Origin of the sequence: Enterobacter sp. SLBN-59 (assembly GCF_024807915.1) — a bacterium.
Taxonomy (GTDB): Bacteria; Pseudomonadota; Gammaproteobacteria; order Enterobacterales; family Enterobacteriaceae; genus Enterobacter; species Enterobacter asburiae_B.
On record NZ_JANUFI010000001.1, the window covers coordinates 2,773,465 to 2,792,572 of the forward strand.

14 protein-coding genes are annotated in these 19,108 nt (G+C 56.9%); 4 read left to right on the forward strand and 10 right to left on the reverse strand.

Annotated features, from left to right (window positions below; translation table 11 throughout):
* Window positions 1-174: 174 nt before the first annotated feature.
* On the reverse strand, window positions 175-1,824 hold the full coding sequence (gene pgi, locus M2422_RS13280) for a glucose-6-phosphate isomerase (RefSeq protein ID WP_064673007.1): 1,650 nt from the start codon (window positions 1,822-1,824) through the stop codon (window positions 175-177).
* Window positions 1,825-2,198: 374 nt separating this feature from the next.
* Here pgi and lysC point away from each other — a divergent pair, with 374 nt between their 5' ends.
* From lysC to M2422_RS13295, 3 genes are all read left to right on the forward strand, one after another.
* Window positions 2,199-3,548 carry a lysine-sensitive aspartokinase 3 gene (lysC, locus tag M2422_RS13285; RefSeq protein ID WP_033144379.1) on the forward strand — a complete coding sequence of 450 codons (1,350 nt, stop codon included), beginning with the start codon at window positions 2,199-2,201 and terminating at the stop codon, window positions 3,546-3,548.
* A gap of 93 nt (window positions 3,549-3,641) precedes the next feature.
* Window positions 3,642-4,586, forward strand: a complete 945-nt coding sequence (gene panS, locus M2422_RS13290) for a ketopantoate/pantoate/pantothenate transporter PanS (RefSeq protein WP_064673008.1) — start codon at window positions 3,642-3,644, stop codon at window positions 4,584-4,586.
* A gap of 50 nt (window positions 4,587-4,636) precedes the next feature.
* Window positions 4,637-4,909 carry a DUF3811 domain-containing protein gene (locus tag M2422_RS13295; protein ID WP_023309994.1) on the forward strand — a complete coding sequence of 91 codons (273 nt, stop codon included), beginning with the start codon at window positions 4,637-4,639 and terminating at the stop codon, window positions 4,907-4,909.
* On the opposite strand, the gene rluF is transcribed toward M2422_RS13295, so the two are convergent.
* The 5 genes from rluF to metH all read right to left on the reverse strand — a co-directional run bounded on the left by rluF (window position 4,910) and on the right by metH (window position 11,974).
* On the reverse strand, window positions 4,910-5,782 hold the full coding sequence (gene rluF, locus M2422_RS13300) for a 23S rRNA pseudouridine(2604) synthase RluF (protein ID WP_023309993.1): 873 nt from the start codon (window positions 5,780-5,782) through the stop codon (window positions 4,910-4,912).
* 54 nt (window positions 5,783-5,836) lie between these two features.
* The gene (locus M2422_RS13305) at window positions 5,837-6,154 is read right to left on the reverse strand and encodes a CcdB family protein (RefSeq protein ID WP_048977782.1); all 318 of its coding nucleotides are present in this window, start codon (window positions 6,152-6,154) and stop codon (window positions 5,837-5,839) included.
* Complete coding sequence (locus M2422_RS13310) at window positions 6,154-6,447, reverse strand: type II toxin-antitoxin system CcdA family antitoxin (RefSeq protein WP_064673009.1); 294 nt, start codon at window positions 6,445-6,447, stop codon at window positions 6,154-6,156. Before M2422_RS13310 ends, M2422_RS13305 begins: the two co-directional genes overlap by 1 nt.
* Before the next feature lie 95 nt (window positions 6,448-6,542).
* Window positions 6,543-8,174: a Na/Pi cotransporter family protein gene (locus M2422_RS13315; RefSeq protein ID WP_064673010.1), complete on the reverse strand. Its 1,632-nt coding sequence runs from the start codon at window positions 8,172-8,174 to the stop codon at window positions 6,543-6,545.
* Window positions 8,175-8,290: 116 nt separating this feature from the next.
* A complete protein-coding gene (metH, locus tag M2422_RS13320) occupies window positions 8,291-11,974 on the reverse strand; it encodes a methionine synthase (protein WP_064673011.1) in 3,684 nt (1,227 codons plus the stop codon).
* Between the two features lie 193 nt (window positions 11,975-12,167).
* Between metH and iclR the strand changes: the two genes are divergently transcribed.
* The gene (gene iclR, locus M2422_RS13325; protein WP_045888359.1) at window positions 12,168-12,998 is read left to right on the forward strand and encodes a glyoxylate bypass operon transcriptional repressor IclR; all 831 of its coding nucleotides are present in this window, start codon (window positions 12,168-12,170) and stop codon (window positions 12,996-12,998) included.
* A gap of 67 nt (window positions 12,999-13,065) precedes the next feature.
* Here iclR and aceK read toward each other — a convergent pair whose 3' ends face one another.
* From aceK to metA, 4 genes are all read right to left on the reverse strand, one after another.
* Window positions 13,066-14,805, reverse strand: coding sequence for a bifunctional isocitrate dehydrogenase kinase/phosphatase (aceK, locus tag M2422_RS13330; protein WP_033144371.1), 1,740 nt, complete (start codon window positions 14,803-14,805; stop codon window positions 13,066-13,068).
* A 51-nt stretch (window positions 14,806-14,856) separates the two neighbouring features.
* Complete coding sequence (gene aceA, locus M2422_RS13335) at window positions 14,857-16,161, reverse strand: isocitrate lyase (protein ID WP_024906665.1); 1,305 nt, start codon at window positions 16,159-16,161, stop codon at window positions 14,857-14,859.
* A gap of 31 nt (window positions 16,162-16,192) precedes the next feature.
* Complete coding sequence (gene aceB, locus M2422_RS13340; protein WP_039264171.1) at window positions 16,193-17,794, reverse strand: malate synthase A; 1,602 nt, start codon at window positions 17,792-17,794, stop codon at window positions 16,193-16,195.
* Between the two features lie 270 nt (window positions 17,795-18,064).
* Window positions 18,065-18,994: a homoserine O-succinyltransferase gene (metA, locus tag M2422_RS13345; protein WP_064673012.1), complete on the reverse strand. Its 930-nt coding sequence runs from the start codon at window positions 18,992-18,994 to the stop codon at window positions 18,065-18,067.
* Window positions 18,995-19,108: the final 114 nt, after the last annotated feature.

Genomic DNA, 19,108 nt, shown 5'->3' on the forward strand with positions numbered 1-19,108 from the left:
ATCAATATTAATGAACCACTACGTATTTTCTTAAAATAAACCGCAGCAATTAACGGGTTAAGCGTCTTTTTCGGATTAAACTCAGATTCAGAATTTGAGTTAACTAACAGACATCAGGAATTATCCGATAAAAAAATGCCGGCATTAAGCCGGCACGTTTTCATGACGCTTTAATTACGCACGCCAGGCTTTATAACGGTTGATCAAACCATTTGTCGAGCTGTCATGGCTGGCAATCGCTTTATCGTCACCCAGCTCTGGCAGAATACGGTTTGCCAGCTGTTTGCCCAGCTCAACGCCCCACTGGTCAAAGGTGAAGATGTTCAGGATGGCGCCCTGCGTGAAGATCTTGTGCTCGTACAGGGCAATCAGCGCGCCCAGGCTGAACGGCGTGATTTCGCGCAGCAGGATGGAGTTGGTTGGGCGGTTGCCTTCGAACACTTTGAACGGCACCACGTGATCCAGGGTTGCCGGATCTTTACCCTGGTCACGGTATTCCTGCTCAACCACTTCGCGGGATTTACCGAACGCCAGCGCTTCGGTCTGCGCAAAGAAGTTGGACAGCAGCTTCGGATGGTGATCGGACAGCGGGTTATGGGTGATAGCCGGGGCGATGAAATCGCACGGTACCATTTTGGTGCCCTGGTGGATCAGCTGGTAGAAAGCATGCTGGCCGTTGGTGCCCGGCTCGCCCCAGATGATTGGGCCAGTCTGGTAATCCACCGCGTTGCCGTTACGGTCAACGTATTTACCGTTGGATTCCATGTTGCCCTGCTGGAAGTAAGCAGCAAAGCGGTGCATGTACTGGTCGTATGGCAGGATCGCTTCGGTTTCAGCGCCGAAGAAGTTGTTGTACCAGATACCGATCAGCGCCAGCAGTACCGGCAGGTTTTTCTCTGGTGCGGTGGTGGAGAAGTGTTTGTCCATTGCGTGCGCGCCGGAGAGCAGCTCGACGAAGTTGTCGAAGCCCACGGACAGGATGATGGACAGACCGATCGCAGACCACAGGGAGTAGCGGCCGCCAACCCAGTCCCAGAACTCGAACATGTTCGCAGTATCAATGCCGAACTCGCTGACCGCTTTACCGTTGGTAGACAGCGCCGCGAAGTGTTTCGCCACGTGCTTGTTGTCGACCGCGGTTTTCAGGAACCAGTCGCGCGCGCTGTGGGCGTTGGTCATGGTTTCCTGAGTGGTGAAGGTTTTGGACGCAACCAGGAACAGGGTGGTTTCCGGGTTCACGTTCTTCAGCACTTCGGCGATGTGGGTACCATCGACGTTAGACACAAAGTGCATATTGAGGTGGTTTTTATACGGGCGCAGCGCTTCGGTCACCATGAACGGACCGAGGTCAGAACCGCCGATACCGATGTTAACCACGTCGGTGATCGCTTTGCCGGTGTAGCCTTTCCAGCTACCGGAGATGATCGCTTCGGAGAAGGTTTTCATCTTTTCCAGCACCGCGTTCACTTCCGGCATGACGTCTTTGCCGTCAACGATGATTGGCGTATTGCTACGGTTACGCAGGGCCACGTGCAGCACGGCACGGTCTTCGGTACGGTTGATCTTCTCGCCGGAGAACATGGATTTGATGGCGTCGGCAAGCTCAGTCTCTTTCGCCAGATCCTGCAGTTTTGCCAGCGTTTCTTCGGTAATGCGGTTTTTGGAGAAATCCACCAGCATCAGGTCGTCGAAGGTCGCGGAGAACTTAGAGAAACGATCGGCATCTTTCGCGAACAGATCCGCGATGGTGACGTCTTTCATTTCATCAAAATGTTTCTGGAGTGCCTGCCAGGCAGCGGTCTGCGTTGGGTTGATGTTTTTCATTAGCAATACTCTTCTGATTTGAGAATTGTGACTGCGGTCGATTGTAGCGCCTGCAAATAAAAATTGTGATGGTTTTTATGCCATTGCCCTGGCCTGCATCAAACACAGGTGAAAAGACCCGAAAAGTATAGCTGCTGAAGCGCCCTCCCGGGGCGGCGAAATGTCGGTCAAAAAGCCCTAAAACGGAGCATAAAATCTGGCGCTGTTATAAGTCCTGTTTCTCAGGGGTACCCCCCCATAAAAAATCCGCATAATCCCAGCATTGACAGGACCTCCCCCGCATTTTATTTATAGGGCCGTATTTTGCGCCTGCACCTGTTTTCGTATCACTCTTGTGCCAAGGTCGCTTATTCATTCCCTGACACGAGGTTGTTATGACGAGTTTTGTGGTCGCCAAATTTGGCGGCACCAGTGTGGCCGATTACGATGCCATGAACCGCAGCGCCGATGTGGTGCTGGCCGATCCGAATACCCGCCTGGTGGTGCTGTCTGCCTCCGCCGGCGTGACGAACCTGCTGGTTTCTCTGTCTGAAGGACTGGAAGCGACAGAACGTTTCGTGAAGCTGGATGCACTGCGCAAAATTCAGTTCGACATTCTTGAGCGTCTGCAGAACCCGAACGTCATCCGCGAGGAAGTGGAACGTCTGCTGGAAAATATCACCACTCTGGCAGAAGCGGCGTCTCTGGCTACCTCCACCGCCCTGACCGACGAACTGGTCAGCCACGGTGAGCTGATGTCCACCCTGCTGTTTGTTGAAATCATGCGCGAGCGTAACGTTCAGGCGCAGTGGTTTGACGTGCGTAAAGTGATGCGTACCAGCGATCGCTTTGGCCGCGCCGAGCCGGACGTTGAGGCGCTGGCGGAGCTGACCAATCAGCAGCTGGCACCACGCCTGGCAGACGGTATCGTGATCACCCAGGGCTTTATCGGCAGTGAAGCGAAAGGCCGCACCACCACGCTTGGCCGCGGCGGCAGCGACTACACCGCCGCGCTGCTGGGCGAAGCCCTGCATGCAACGCGCGTGGATATCTGGACTGACGTTCCGGGAATTTACACCACCGACCCGCGCGTCGTTTCTGCGGCTAAACGTATTGATGTAATCGCCTTTGAAGAAGCGGCTGAAATGGCCACCTTCGGCGCGAAAGTGCTGCACCCGGCAACGCTGCTGCCGGCCGTACGCAGCGATATTCCGGTCTTCGTCGGCTCCAGCAAAGATCCGAAAGCGGGCGGGACGCTGGTCTGCAAAAAAACGGAAAACCCACCGCTGTTCCGCGCCCTGGCCCTGCGCCGTCGCCAGACGCTGGTGACGCTCCACAGCCACAATATGCTGCATTCACGCGGTTTCCTGGCGGAAGTGTTTGGCATTCTGGCGCGCCACAATATCTCGGTGGATCTGATCACCACCTCTGAAGTGAGCATTGCGCTAACGCTGGACACCACCGGCTCGACCTCCACCGGCGACACGCTGCTGACGCAGTCGCTGCTGATTGAGCTGTCTGAGCTGTGCCGCGTGGAAGTAGAAGAAGACCTGGCGCTGGTTGCCATCATCGGCAACAAGCTGTCGCGCGCCTGCGGCGTGGGTAAAGAGGTGTTCGGCGTGCTCGACCCGTTCAACATCCGCATGATCTGCTACGGCGCATCCAGCTACAACCTCTGCTTCCTGGTGCCTGCCGATCAGGCCGAGCAGGTCGTGCAGAAACTTCATCAGAATTTGTTTGAATAAAATTCGTTAGCAGGATAAACAATACCTATAAGCCGGGCACAGACCCGGCTTTTTCATAACTAAACAACACGACAATACTGCAAGGAATCCACTATGTTATCCGCCGTTACGCGGCTGTTCCCGTTATGGGCGCTGCTGCTCTCCGTACTCGCGTATTACACCCCCGCCACGTTCACGGGCATTGGTCCGTGGGTCGCCACGCTGCTGATGCTGATCATGTTCGGTATGGGCGTGCATCTGAAAGTCGACGACTTTAAACGCGTGCTGTCTCGCCCTGCGCCCGTCGCGGCAGGGATCTTCCTGCACTACCTGGTGATGCCGCTTGCGGCGTGGCTGCTGGCGATGGCTTTTAAGATGCCGCCCGATCTTTCCGCCGGGATGGTGCTGGTGGGCAGCGTGGCCAGCGGCACGGCCTCCAACGTCATGATCTACCTGGCAAAAGGAGATGTGGCGCTCTCCGTCACCGTCTCTTCCGTTTCAACGCTGGTTGGCGTCGTTGCCACGCCGCTGTTAACTCGCCTGTACGTGGACGCGCATATTCAGGTGGACGTGACGGGCATGCTGCTCAGTATTCTGCAGATTGTGGTGATCCCGATTGCGCTGGGGCTGGTCATTCACCATCTTTTCCCGCGCGTTGTGAAGGCCGTTGAGCCCTACCTGCCCGCGTTTTCGATGGTCTGCATTCTGGCGATCATCAGCGCTGTGGTGGCGGGTTCCGCATCGCACATTGCCTCCGTGGGCTTTATCGTGATTATCGCCGTGGTGCTGCATAACACTATTGGCCTGCTGGGCGGCTACTGGGGCGGGAAGCTGTTCGGTTTTGACGAATCGACCTGCCGCACGCTGGCAATCGAGGTAGGCATGCAGAACTCAGGCCTGGCGGCGGCGCTCGGTAAAATTTACTTCTCCCCGCTGGCGGCCCTGCCCGGCGCGCTGTTCTCCGTCTGGCATAACCTCTCCGGCTCGCTGCTGGCGGGCTACTGGTCCGGCAAACCGATTGATGAACAAACGAAAAAAGATGCGGTGAAGCAGGGTTAATTTACGCAGCTTGCTTTACACTGAAGCCTCTCTATCAGGAGGCTTCAGCAATGGCTACACCACGTTTGACCCAGAAAGACATGACGGAAGCCGAGCAGCGCGAACTGAAAACGCTTCTCGACCGCGCCCGAATCGCACATGGCCGCACGCTGACGAACGCCGAAACCAATCAGGTGAAAAAAGAGTACATCGATAAGCTGATGGCGCAGCGTGACGCCGCGGCGAAAAAAGCCCGCAAGCTGAAAAAAGAGCAGGCTTATAAACCCGATGCAGAGGCGACCTTTTCCTGGTCCGCCACAACGTCTACCCGTGGAAGGCGCTAATCAGCGCCCTTTCTTTTTGCGCCCCGGCTGGGTAAAGCGTTTTCCATTACCCGGCTTGCCTCGCCCCTTATCTTCCGCCTGAGGCGCCTTCACCACCGGGCGCTTAATCGCCTGGGTTTTCGGTTTGGCTTTGGCCTTCGGCTTCGCTTCGGACGAGGAATTCTCGATAAGCTTGAAGAGTTCAATCAGCTCGTCATCCGTTAAATCGCGCCATTCGCCCAGCGGGATGCCGGACAGGCTGACGTTCATGATGCGCGTGCGTTCCAGCTTCGTCACTTCATAACCGAAGTGCTCGCACATACGGCGGATCTGGCGGTTTAAGCCCTGCACCAGCGTAATGCGGAACGCGAACGGTGCTTCTTTCTTCACCTTACACTTTTTCGTGACGGTACCGAGGATCGGCACCCCGGCGCCCATGCCACGAATAAATTCGTCCGTAACCGGCTTATTTACCGTCACAATGTACTCTTTCTCGTGATCGTTACCGGCACGCAGAATTTTGTTGACCAGATCGCCGTGGTTGGTGAGGAAAATCAGCCCCTGAGAGTCTTTATCCAGACGGCCAATCGGGAAGATACGGCTGCTGTGGTTCACGAAATCAACGATGTTGTCCCGCTCACCGTCTTCCGTGGTGCTGACAATACCAACCGGTTTGTTCAACGCGATAAACACCAGGTCTTCAGCATCACGCGGTTCGATGACCTGACCATTCACTTTAACCACATCGCCAGGGACCACCTGGTCGCCGATGGTGGCGCGTTTGCCGTTAAGAAACACGTTACCCTGTTCAATGTAACGGTCAGCCTCGCGACGTGAGCAGATCCCGCTCTCGCTAATGTATTTGTTTAATCGGGTTGATTGAGTTGGCAGCATAGTTTCTCCTGTGAAGGGCGAAATATACCTTACCTTGCGGCTGACAAAAAAGTGTTAGTAACCGTTGATCAAAAAATCGAGTGCATCCCGCAATGAAGACCGGTTTTGCGTAAGATCGGCAACACGCTCACCTAACTCTTTTGGCGATATGCCAGCCATCATGTGCATCATAACCACGCAGGGCTTACCCGCTATCTCAACAACAGGGCACACTTTCGCAGGCGGCTGAATGCCTCCCAGGTGGCTAAGCTCAACTGCTGGGGCGACCAGGACATGCTTCATCACATTGGCCACGGGATGCTGCATATTGATTAGCCAGGGATAGGCAGTTTTCCCCTTACCTTCATTCTCATAAGCAAAATATTGCTCCATCAGAACGATCTCTGAGAATCACTAAAGGAGCCGTTTTCATCAACCCACTGGTTAATGGCCTCGATAGAAGCTTTATTTTCTGCTAACCACTCTGCGCGCTGATGCGCTCGAAACTGCTCCTGCAGTGCACTCGTGAGTACAGCAGAGAGATTCAGTTTAAGCCGTCGCGCCTCTTCAAGGATTTCTGGTGCTAACGACACATTGACTGATTTTTTGATGCCATGAGTAGTGCGCATGAGAACCCCCATCGGAATGCGCATGAATTGGCGAAGTGTAGCGTAATAAACGAGCATTTTCTATTCCCTTCAAAATGTAAGGTCTGAAGAGTAAATGGCGCTTTATAAAGTGTCACGCCCCGCAAAACGATTTTGCGAGGCGCTTTCAGAGATTAATACTCATCCCGCTCGTCGTCTTCATCCGGCTGTTCCATCACGCTGTACGCCACCGCGCAGAACAACGAGTTGAGACGCTTCATATCCCCCAGCAGCCCCAGATGCAGGGAGCTGGTCTCGATACTCTGCACGTTCTGCTGGTGCAGACGCTCAACGTGGGCGTGCGAGTAGCGACGGTTCAGAATACGGAAACGATGCTTGTTGCGGCGCAGGCGGCGCGCGCTCGGCACGTCGCTGGAGAAGAAGACCAGCATCGCCAGCTTGAGGTTGCTGACCAGCTGTTCGTGCAGCGCTTCCAGCTCCTTCAGGCCTTCACCTGAAAACGCACGACGCGCGGCAAGGGATTTGTCAGCGATCTCGCTGCCCATACGCTCCACGATATCCGAGGCCTGCTCAAGGTTAAGCGACATCTCGATGATTTCCGCCCAGCGGCGGGACTCCTCTTCCGCCAGCTCGTCCTGCGGCATACGCGCCAGGTAAAGCTTAATGGCGGTATAGAGCACGTTGATATCGTCCGCCAGTCTGCGCAGTTCTTTCTCTTCACGCGGCTCGCCGTGCATCACCTTTTGCAGGCCTTCGAGCATGGTTTCCATTGCGTCGCCCATACGCAGCGTCTCGCGCGCGGCATTCGCCAGCGCCAGCGCCGGAGTATCCAGCGCGGACGTATCCAGGTGCTTCGGCTTCAGGCGCGCATCCAGCTCAGGCTCGTCCTGAATGAGACGCTCGCAGAAGCGGGCCATCGGCCCGGCAAAAGGCACCATCGCCAGGCAGCGCACCAGGTTGTAGAACACGTGGAAGTAGATCACCAGCTCCGCCTTCGGCAGCGGGAGATTGTCCATCAGGTTCGCCAGCGGGTGGATAAAGGGCAGGATAATCAGGCTGCCCACCAGCTTAAACAGCAGGCTGCCCAGCGCCACGCGGCGGGCGGCAGCATTGGCCGCGCTGTTGTTAAGCATCGCCAGCAGGCCGGAGCCGAGGTTGGCCCCGATCACCAGACACAGCGCTACCGGGAAGGAGATCGCCCCTGCGGCGGTAAGCGTGGCCGTCAGCAGGACCGCCGCCAGGCTGGAGTAGCTGACGATAGCAAACACCGCGCCAATGAGCGCGTCCAGCATGATGTCCCCGGTCAGGGAGGCGAAGATGACCTGCACGCCGTTGGCCTCGGTGATTGGCGTGACCGCCTGCACAATCAGCTCCAGCGCCAGCAGGATCAGCCCGAGGCCAATCCCTACGCGCCCGAGCTGCCCGGCGCGCGTCTGTTTGCGGCCGAGGAAGAAGATAACACCGATAAAAATCAGCAGCGGCGACAGCCAGGAGAGATCGAACGTCAGAACACGCGCCATCAGCGCGGTACCTACATCCGCACCCAGCACAATCACCAGCGCCGGGGCCAGCGCCACCAAATCCTGCGCCACAAAGGAGGTCACAAGCAGTGTCGTGGCGTTACTGCTCTGCACCAGTGCCGTTACGCCAATGCCCGCGCAGAAGGCGAGCGGCTTCTTCTCAACGCTGCTGCTGAGAACGGTACGCAAGCGCGCGCCAAATACGCGCATCACGCCGGTACGGACGATATGGGTGCCCCATACGAGCAGTGCGACTGCAGAGAGCAGGTGTAACAGGGTCAGCACGGAAGGTTTTCCTCCTTATCGTTATTCGTTTTCCATAGGTTCAGTATAAGGGTTTAAACGTAAGAAAGAGACAGGGCGCCCAATGAGCGCCCTGTTTGTTGTAAGGAAAAGTGATTTTAGTCGGCGTCGTAGCCGAGATTAGGCGCCAGCCAGCGCTCCACTTCAGACACGCTCATGCCTTTGCGCAGGGCGTAATCTTCAATCTGATCCCGCTGCAGCTGCGCCACGGCAAAGTACTTGCTGTCCGGATGGCTGAAGTACCAGCCGGAAACGGACGCGCCTGGCCACATGGCGAACGACTCGGTGAGCTTCATGCCGGTATGGGTTTCCACGTCCAGCAGCTTCCAGATGGTGCCTTTTTCGGTGTGCTCCGGACAGGCCGGATAGCCCGGCGCCGGGCGAATGCCCTGGTAGTTTTCGCGGATCAGATCCTCATTGCTGAGGTTTTCATTCGCCGCGTAGCCCCAGTGCACCTTACGCACGCGCTCGTGGAGGTACTCGGCGAAGGCTTCCGCCAGGCGGTCGGCAATCGATTTCACCATGATTTTATTATAATCATCGTGCTGCGCTTCGAACGCGTCCGCCAGCGCGTCTTCCTCCAAACCGCCGGTCACCGCAAAGGCGCCAATATAGTCGGCTTTACCACTCAGCTTCGGCGCGACAAAATCGGCCAGGCAGTAGTTGGCAAAGCCCACTTTCTCGGTTTGCTGGCGCAGATGACGGCTGACCGCCAGCACGTGGGTGCGGGTTTCATCGCGATAGATTTCGATGTCGTCGCCCACGCGGTTCGCCGGGAACAGGCCCACCACGCCGCGCGGGTTGAGGCTTTTCTCTGCGCTCAGCGTGTCGAGCATATCGTTGGCATCTTTAAACAGGCGCTTCGCCTCCTCGCCGACCACCTCATCTTCCAGGATGCGCGGATATTTGCCCGCCAGCGACCAGGTCATAAAGAACGGCGTCCAGTCGATGTAGTTGCGCAGCGTCTCGATGCTGGCCGTCACGTCCTGCACGCCCAGGCGGTGCGCGACCGGCGGCGTGTAGCTGGACCAGTCGAAGGCCAGATCGTTATCGCGCGCCGCCTGAAGCGAAACAGGCGGGGTGCGCGGTTTCTTACGGCCGTGCTGGATGCGGACGGTTTCGTACTCTTTGCGGGTGCGCGCCACAAAATCGTCGCGCTGGGTGTCGGAGAGCAGCGCGGAGACCACGCCCACCGTACGCGAGGCGTTCTGCACGTAGACCGTCGGGCCGCTGTAGTTCTGCTCGATTTTCACCGCCGTGTGCGCTTTCGAGGTGGTCGCCCCGCCAATCAGCAGCGGAATGGTGAAGCCCTGTCGCTCCATCTCTTTTGCCACGTTGACCATTTCGTCGAGCGACGGCGTAATCAGGCCAGAGAGGCCAATCAGGTCGGCGTTCACTTCGCGCGCGGTCTTGAGGATTTTGTCCGCCGGGACCATCACGCCAAGGTCGATAATTTCGTAGTTATTACACTGCAGCACTACGCCAACGATGTTCTTGCCGATGTCGTGCACGTCGCCCTTCACGGTGGCGATAACCATCTTGCCGTTGCTGGAGCCTTTCTCTTTGCTGGCTTCGATGTAGGGCTCCAGATAGGCCACTGCCTGCTTCATCACGCGGGCGGATTTCACCACCTGCGGCAGGAACATTTTGCCCTCACCGAACAGATCGCCGACCACGTTCATGCCGTCCATCAGGGGACCTTCGATCACCTCAATCGGGCGGGCTGCCTGCTGGCGCGCCTCTTCGGTATCGAGCTCGATAAATTCGGTGATACCTTTGACCAGCGAGTATTCCAGACGCTTTTTCACGTCCCACGAACGCCACTCGGCCTGCTGAACGTTTGCCGCCTCATCCGATTTGCTGCCGCGGTATTTCTCCGCCAGGTCCAGCATGCGCTCGGTGGCGTCGTCGCGGCGGTTAAGGATCACGTCCTCTACGGCATCGCGCAGCTCGGCGGGGAGGTCGTCGTAAATCGCCAGCTGGCCGGCGTTAACGATCCCCATGTCCATGCCGTTGCGGATGGCGTAGTAGAGGAACACAGCGTGGATCGCCTCACGCACCGGGTCGTTGCCGCGGAACGAGAACGACACGTTCGATACGCCGCCGGAGATCAGCGCATGCGGCAGCTCGCGCTTGATGTCTTCACATGCGCCGATAAAGTCCTGGGCGTAGTTGTTGTGCTCTTCAATCCCGGTCGCAACGGCGAAGATATTCGGGTCAAAGATAATGTCTTCCGGCGGGAAGCCCACCTCTTCGGTCAAAATCTTGTACGCGCGGCGGCAAATCTCGATTTTGCGCTCGCGGGTATCGGCCTGACCCACTTCGTCAAAGGCCATCACCACCACGGCGGCACCGTAGCGGCGGACCATCTTCGCGTGGTGGATAAAGATATCGACACCCTCTTTCATCGAGATGGAGTTGACGATGCCTTTACCCTGGATGCACTTCAGCCCTTTTTCGATGACTTCCCACTTGGAGGAGTCAATCATGATCGGCACGCGGGCAATGTCCGGCTCACCGGCAATCAGGTTGAGGAAACGCACCATCGCCGCTTCGGCGTCGAGCATCCCCTCATCCATGTTGATATCGATAATCTGCGCGCCGCTTTCTACCTGCTGGCGGGCAACGTCCAGCGCTTCGCTGTACTTCTCTTCTTTAATCAGGCGCTTGAACTTTGCGGAACCGGTGACGTTAGTACGCTCACCCACGTTCACAAACAGGCTGTCGTCGCCGATGGTCAACGGCTCCAGGCCGGACAGACGACAGGCAACCGGAAGCTCGGGCAGCTTGCGCGGCGGCAGACCGGCCACGGCGTTGCTCATGGCCGCGATGTGCTCCGGCGAGGTGCCGCAGCAGCCGCCGACGATGTTCAGGAAGCCAGACTCGGCCCACTCGCGGATTTGCGCCGCCATGGTGTCGGCATCGAGATCGTATTCACCGAACGCGTTTGGCAAACCGGCGTTCGGGTGGGCAGTGACGTAGCATTCCGCGATGCGGGAAAGTTCCTGCACGTACTGACGCAGTTCATCCGGCCCCAGCGCGCAGTTCAGGCCAAAGGAGAGCGCTTCGGCGTGGCGCAGGGAGTTATAAAACGCTTCGGTTGTCTGGCCGGACAGGGTACGGCCGGAGGCGTCGGTGATGGTGCCGGAAATCATGATTGGCAGGTCAACGCCGAGCGCTTCAAACTCCTCTTTCACCGCGTAAATCGCGGCTTTGGCATTGAGGGTGTCGAATACGGTTTCAATCAGGATCAGATCGGAACCGCCTTCCACCAGCGCTTTGGTCGATTCACGGTAGGCCGCAACCAGCTGATCGAAGGTGATATTACGAAACGCCGGGTCGTTGACGTCCGGTGAAATCGACGCGGTGCGGTTCGTCGGGCCAAGCACCCCGGCAACGTAGCGAGGCTTGTCCGGCGTGCGGGCCGTCCACTCGTCGGCGCAGGCGCGCGCCAGCTTCGCGGCTTCCAGGTTGATTTCCGCCGACAGGGATTCCATCTGGTAATCCGCCATGGCGATGGTTGTCGAGTTGAATGTGTTGGTTTCAACGATATCCGCACCCGCTTCGAAGTAGGCGTTGTGGATATCCTTAATGACGGACGGCTTGCTGAGCACCAGCAGGTCGTTGTTCCCTTTCAGGTCGCAGGGCCAGTCGGCAAAGCGTTCGCCGCGGAAATCATCTTCACTCAGACGATACCCCTGGATCATGGTGCCCATGCCGCCGTCCAGCACCAGAATTCGTTCATTTAACTGCGCACGCAGTTGCTCTACTTTGCTGCTCACACTTGCTCCCGACAACGCTCAACAAGGCCATAAGGCTGCGTTCCATACTGGCACAATCTCGCAGGGTGGAAAAGCCGCACAGCGGTAACATGAGACATGTTCACCATCACTCCTCCGATCAGTCAGGATAACGGTTGCAAATTCACCAAATAAAACGAAAATGATTTCCACGATACAGAAAAAGGAGATCGTCATGGTCGCGACCGTTCCCGCTAAACGCGGCAGAAAACCTGCTGCCACCACCGCCGCCGCACAACAGGGCGGACAGGTTCAATCGCTCACGCGCGGTTTGAAGCTGCTGGAGTGGATAGCCGAGTCGCACAGCAGCGTGGCCCTGACCGAGCTGGCCCAGCAGGCTGGCCTGCCGAACTCCACGACGCACCGCCTGCTGACCACCATGCAGCAGCTGGGCTTTGTGCGTCAGGTCGGCGAGCTGGGGCACTGGGCGGTGGGCGCGCACGCGTTTATCGTCGGCAGCAGCTTCCTGCAGAGCCGCAACCTGCTGGCAATTGTGCACCCGATTCTGCGCAAGCTGATGGAGGAGTCCGGCGAGACCGTAAACCTGGCGGTGCTGGACCAGAGCGACCACCAGGCGATTATCATCGACCAGGTGCAGTGCACGCAGCTGATGCGCATGTCCGCACCGATTGGCGGCAAGCTGCCGATGCATGCCTCCGGGGCGGGGAAAGCGTTTCTTTCGCAGCTGAGCGAAGAGCAGGTGACGGGACTGCTGCACCGTAAAGGGCTGCACGCCTATACCCACGCCACGCTGGTGTCGCCCGTGCATCTGAAAGAAGATCTGGCCCTGACCCGGAAGCGCGGCTATTCGTTTGATGATGAAGAACATGCCCTGGGCCTGCGCTGCCTCGCGGCCTGTATTTTTGACGAGCACCGCGAGCCGTTTGCCGCCATCTCCATCTCCGGGCCGATTTCGCGGATGACCGATGACCGCGTGACCGAGCTGGGTGCGCTGGTGATTAAGGCGGCGAAAGAGGTGACGCTGGCGTACGGTGGGATTCGTTGAGATTGAGTGCGGCCTGATGCCCTCACCCGGCCCTCTCCCGCAGGGAGAGGGAGAAAACATGATGCCCTCACCCTGCTAGAGAGGGTGCAAACCTAATGCAAAACCTCTGCTTGCGGCGGTAAGCGTACACATCTTCGACATGCCCGTTTTTGATCCGCGTTTGCAGCCCGCGCCAGTAGCTGGCGCGGAACAGATCCTCATGCATCTCTTCAAATAACGGCCCGATGCGCGGGTCGGCGCACAGCCAGTGGCGAAACTCCTCCGGAAACACATCGCCCGGCGAGACGCTGTACCACGGCTCACCGGAAAGCTCGTCTTCCGGGTAGCGGGGCTGTGGTATATCGCGGAAATTCACTTCGGTCATGTAGCAAATTTCGTCGTAATCGTAGAACACCACGCGCCCGTGACGGGTGACGCCGAAGTTTTTAAACAGCATGTCGCCCGGGAAAATATTGGCGGCGGCAAGCTGGCGAATCGCGTTGCCGTATTCTTCAATGGCATCCCGCAGCGCCTGACCTTCGGACTGCTCCAGCCAGATATTCAGCGGCACCATACGGCGTTCGATGTAGAGATGGCTAATCACGATTTTATCACCCAGATCGGTGATTTTCGCGGGCGCTTCCTGCATTAACAGCGCCATGAGCGCCGGGTCGATCTGCTGTTTATCCAGCACAAAGTTTTCGAACTCCTGGGTATCCGCCATGCGCCCGACGCGGTCGTGTTCTTTGACCAGCTGATAGCAGGCGCGAACGTGCGCGGCGGTCATCTCTTTCTGCGGCGCGAATCTGTCTTTAATCACCTTAAAGACCCGGTCGAAACCCGGCAGCGTAAAGACCAGCATCACCATACCGCGAATGCCGGGCGCTTCGATAAACTGCTCATCGGCCGCGGTGACATAACGCAGGTACTCCCTATAGCTTTCCGTTTTGGCGTGCTTCTGGCAGCCAATGGCCATATACAGTTCGGCGGTGGTTTTGCCCGGCAGGATCTCCCGCAGCCACTCCACGAGCGCGGCAGGCAGTGGGGCGTACACCATGAAATAGGAGCGGGCGAAGCCAAACACGATGCTGGCCTCGGCGCTGGTGGTCAGGCAGGTATCGACAAACAGTTCCCCGTCGTCGGTACGGTGAATGGGCAGCAGAAACGGCACAATGGCGGTCGGCGTAACCAGTTTGCCCACCAGCCAGGCGGCTTTATTGCGGTAGAAAAGCTCGTTGGCAACCTGCAAATGGCTGTGGCTGAGCACCTCCGCGCCGAAGGTTTCGTTGAGATGGGCGTGGATATAGCCGATATCCCGGGTTTTATTCTCCCAGGGCAGGCGCAGCGGCAGATCCGTTAGCACGCGGTGCAGGAGCTTTTCCCATCCGCGATCGGGAAAGAAATCTTTCGCCAGCGGACGGGGAATGGTTCGAAAGCGTCGCTCGGGCTGGGAGCTGAAGATAAATAACCGCTCAGGAGATAGTGAGCGGTGGTCAAATAACCGACAATAGACGGAGTTGAAAAAGCTCTCCGCAATCTCGAAGCGCGGGTAATCGGGTAACAAATGGGTGTAGTGCTCTTTCACGCGCAGTAAAAATTCCGCGTCCGGGCTTTTACCGTCGGTAATACAGCGCAGCTGCTCCACCACCAGACCCACGTGGTGGTCATAGAGATGGATACGCTGCTTCATGGCCTGCTGAACCGCATGCCAGTCTGCATGTTCGAAGCGCTGCTGCGCGCCGGATGTCACTTCAAGAAAACGACCATACTGGGCATCGAAGCCCTGCAAAATAGTTTGGGCAATCAGCAATTCCAGGCCACGCGACATATATTCCCCCTCACCCCAACCCTCTCCCCGAGAGGGGAGAGGGGGAAAAGATTAGAACTGTGCTTCTTCCGTTGAACCCGTTAAGGCGGTGACGGAGGAGGTTCCGCCCTGGATAATCGTGGTCACATTGTCAAAGTAGCCGGTTCCCACCTCCTGCTGGTGAGACACGAAGGTGTAACCGTCTTTGCCCGCCGCAAATTCCGGCTGCTGCACCTTCTCAACGTAGTGCTTCATCCCCTCACCCTGCGCATAGGCGTGCGCCAGGTCGAACATGTTGAACCACATGCTGTGGATACCGGCCAGGGTAATGAACTGGTATTTGTAGCCCATGTCGGACAGCTGCTGCTGGAAGCTGGCGATGGTTTTGTCATCCAGCTTTTTCTGCCAGTTGAAGGACGGCGAGCAGTTATAGGCCAGCAGTTTGCCCGGATACTTCGCGTGGATGGCGTCAGCAAAGCGTTTTGCCAGCGCCAGATCCGGCGTGGAGGTTTCACACCAGACCAGGTCCGCGTAAGGCGCGTACGCCAGGCCGCGGCTGATCGCCTGTTCAATGCCGGCATGGGTGCGGTAGAAGCCTTCACTGGTACGCTCGCCGGTGATGAACTCGCTGTCGTACGGGTCGCAGTCAGAGGTGATCAGGTCCGCCGCGTCCGCATCGGTACGGGCAATCACCAGCGTCGGCACGCCGAGCACGTCCGCGGCCAGACGCGCGGCAACCAGCTTCTGTACGGCTTCCTGTGTAGGAACCAGCACCTTACCGCCCATGTGTCCGCATTTTTTCACTGACGCCAGCTGGTCTTCGAAGTGAACGGCCGCTGCACCGGCCTCAATCATCGATTTCATCAGCTCGAAGGCGTTCAGCACACCGCCGAAGCCCGCTTCCGCATCCGCGACGATCGGCAGGAAGTAGTCAATAAAGCGCGGATCGCCAGGTTCGATACCGGCAGCCCACTGGATCTGATCCGCACGGCGGAAGGTATTGTTGATCCGATCCACCACCGACGGCACGGAGTTAGCCGGATAGAGCGACTGATCCGGGTACATGCTGGACGCCAGGTTAGCGTCCGCCGCAACCTGCCAGCCGGAGAGATAGATAGCTTCAATACCGGCCTTCGCCTGCTGCAGCGCCTGACCGCCGGTCAGCGCGCCGAGGCTGTTGATGTAGCCCTTTTTAGAGCCACCGTGCAGCAGCTTCCACATTTTCGCCGCACCGTTCTGTGCCAGCGTGCATTCCGGATTGACCGAGCCGCGTAATTTCACCACTTCCTCCGCGCTGTAAGGACGGCGGATGCCTTCCCAGCGAGGCTGTGTCCACTCTTTCTTCAACTCTTCGATTTGTTGGGTACGGGTTTTCATGTGCAGATGCTCCATATTGTTATGTGGTGAGTTACGCCAGGAAGCGGTAGCCCGGCAGGGTCAGGAAATCGATTAAGTCATCTGATGTGGTGATTTGCTCCATCAGGCGCGCGGCGTCGTCAAAACGTCCGCTGCTGAAGCGGTGCTCGCCCAGCTCGTCCTGGATCACCCGCATCTCTTCGGCCAGCATCTGGCGGAACAGGGTCTTGGTCACCGGTTTGCCGTTGCTGAGCGTTTTTTGATGGTGGATCCACTGCCAGATGGAGGTACGTGAAATCTCCGCCGTCGCGGCATCTTCCATCAGGCCGTAGATAGGTACGCAGCCGTTGCCGGAGATCCACGCTTCGATGTACTGGACCGCGACGCGGATATTGGCACGCATGCCCTCTTCCGTACGCTCGCCCGCGCACGGTGCCAGCAGCTGTTCTTCAGCCGTTGGGGCATCGTCTTCACGCGTGACAAACAGCTGGTTTTTGTTGTCGCCGAGAACGCGGTTAAAGACCTCCATCGCCGTATCGGCCAGGCCGGGATGGGCAATCCACGTGCCGTCGTGACCGTTACGGGCTTCAAGCTCTTTATCAGCCTTCACCTTGTTGAGCACCTGATTGTTCCGCTCTGCGTCTTTGCTCGGGATAAATGCCGCCATGCCGCCCATCGCAAAGGCGCCGCGCTTGTGGCAGGTTTTGATCAGCAGGCGCGAGTAGGCACTCAGGAACGGTTTATCCATGGTCACGACCTGGCGATCCGGCAGTACGCGGTCGGGATAGTTTTTCAGGGTTTTGATGTAGCTGAAAATATAGTCCCAGCGTCCGCAGTTCAGGCCGACAATGTGGTCGCGCAGGGCGTGCAGAATTTCATTCATCTGGAACACGGCAGGCAGCGTTTCAATCAGCAGCGTGGCTTTGATGGTGCCGCGCGGCAGGTTGAAACGATCTTCCGCATAGCTGAAGACCTCGCTCCACCAGGCCGCTTCTTGCCAGGCCTGCGTTTTTGGCAGATAGAAATAAGGGCCGCTGCCTTTTGCCAGCAGGTTCTTGTAGTTGTGGAAGAAATAGAGCGCGAAATCAAACAGGCTGCCCGGAATGGCTTCCCCACGCCAGGTGACATGTTTTTCAGGCAGGTGCAGGCCGCGTACGCGACAGATCAGCACCGCAGGGTTCGGTTTGAGCTGGTAAATTTTGCCGGCTTCGTTGGTATAGCTGATGGTGCCGTTCACGGCGTCGCGCAGGTTGATCTGCCCCTCGATGACCTTACGCCAGTCCGGCGCCAGTGAGTCTTCAAAATCGGCCATAAAGACTTTAACGTTGGCGTTCATGGCGTTGATCACCATTTTGCGCTCTACCGGACCGGTGATCTCAACGCGACGATCCTGTAAATCTTCAGGGATACCGCGGATTTTCCACTCACCGCGGCGAATGGAAGCGGTTTCCGAAATGAATCCAGGCAACTTGCCATCGTCAATTTCCTGCTGCTGATGAATGCGTGCCGCCAGCAGCTTATTACGCTGCGGTGTAAAGCGGGTCACCAGTTCAGTCAGAAATTCTACCGCTTCCGCCGTCAAAACTTGCTGTTCTTGCTCGCCATACGGCTGGGTAAAGGCCAGTTCATCGACCGTCGTTGCCTGTTGAGTCATTACTCTGCTCCTCATCAAAGATCCAAAATCACGCCCCCGATGCGAACGAAAGATCGTTGGGTAGTTTTCGCTCAGCAGAATTAAGACTATCTATATTTTTTCTAAAATCAAAAACAATTTCCATTTTAATTGTTAATTGAAATTAATTATATGATTTTATTGGAATTAAATTTTTATTGAATGGTGAGCAGCATTTCGGAAATAAAAAAGGCACCCGAAGGTGCCTGATTTGAATAGCTGAAACGCTTTAGGATCGTTTAGTGCAGAAGATTACTCCAGCGTCGGATTCATGTGACGCAGATCGTATGGCGTTATCTGGTAGACGTAATAGTTGAGCCAGTTAGTGAAAAGCAAATTTCCGTGGCTGCGCCAGGTTGCTCTCGGTTTGTTTTGCGGATCGTCTTTCGGGAAATAGTTGTACGGTACATCCGGATTAAGACCCGCTTCGACATCACGGTAATACTCTGATGCGAGGGTATGCGGATCGTACTCAGGATGTCCGGTCACAAAAGCAATGCGTTTATCCTTGCTGGCAAACAGGTAAGCATCTCCGTCTTCCGTTTCGGCCAGGATCTCCAGATCGGTGTAATCACGAATCAGCTGGGCCGGGAAATCGGCGTAGCGAGAATGCGGGGCCAGGAAAGAGTCATCGAAACCGCGCGTCAGCAACGCATGTGGATGAAGAATATGGTGTTCGTATACGCCGGAGAGCTTTTCAGTGCGGGTTTGCTTGGGGATGCCATAAAGAATATTCAGTGCGGCTTGTACCGCCCAACAGACAAACAAGGTAGACGTGACGTGATCTTTTGCCCACTCCAGAACCTGTTTGATCTGCGGCCAGTAGGCGACATCGTTAAATTCAACCAGGCCGAGCGGCGCGCCGGTCACGATCAGTCCGTCGAAGTTTTCCCCCTGAATGTCATCGAAGTTACAGTAGAAGTTGTTCAAATGCTCAGATGGCGTGTTACGTGATTCACGGGCATCGATTCGCAGCAACTGGATATCCACCTGCAGCGGGGAGTTCGACAGAAGACGCAGGAACTGGTTTTCTGTTTCGATCTTTTTTGGCATCAGATTGAGAATAAGCACCTTCAGCGGGCGAATTTCCTGACCTGTCGCACGCGAAGCCGTCATGACGAAGACGTTTTCTTCACGCAAGAAATTGACGGCTGGTAGCTCGTCCTGCACCCGAATCGGCATAGCTTTATATCCTCACAGCATACGTATAAACGTTTAGACATCCAGATAGCTAACGATACCCAGAAACGGGCATAATGTCGAGCCTGCAAGCGGAAGGTGAGAAAGTTTCAAGGA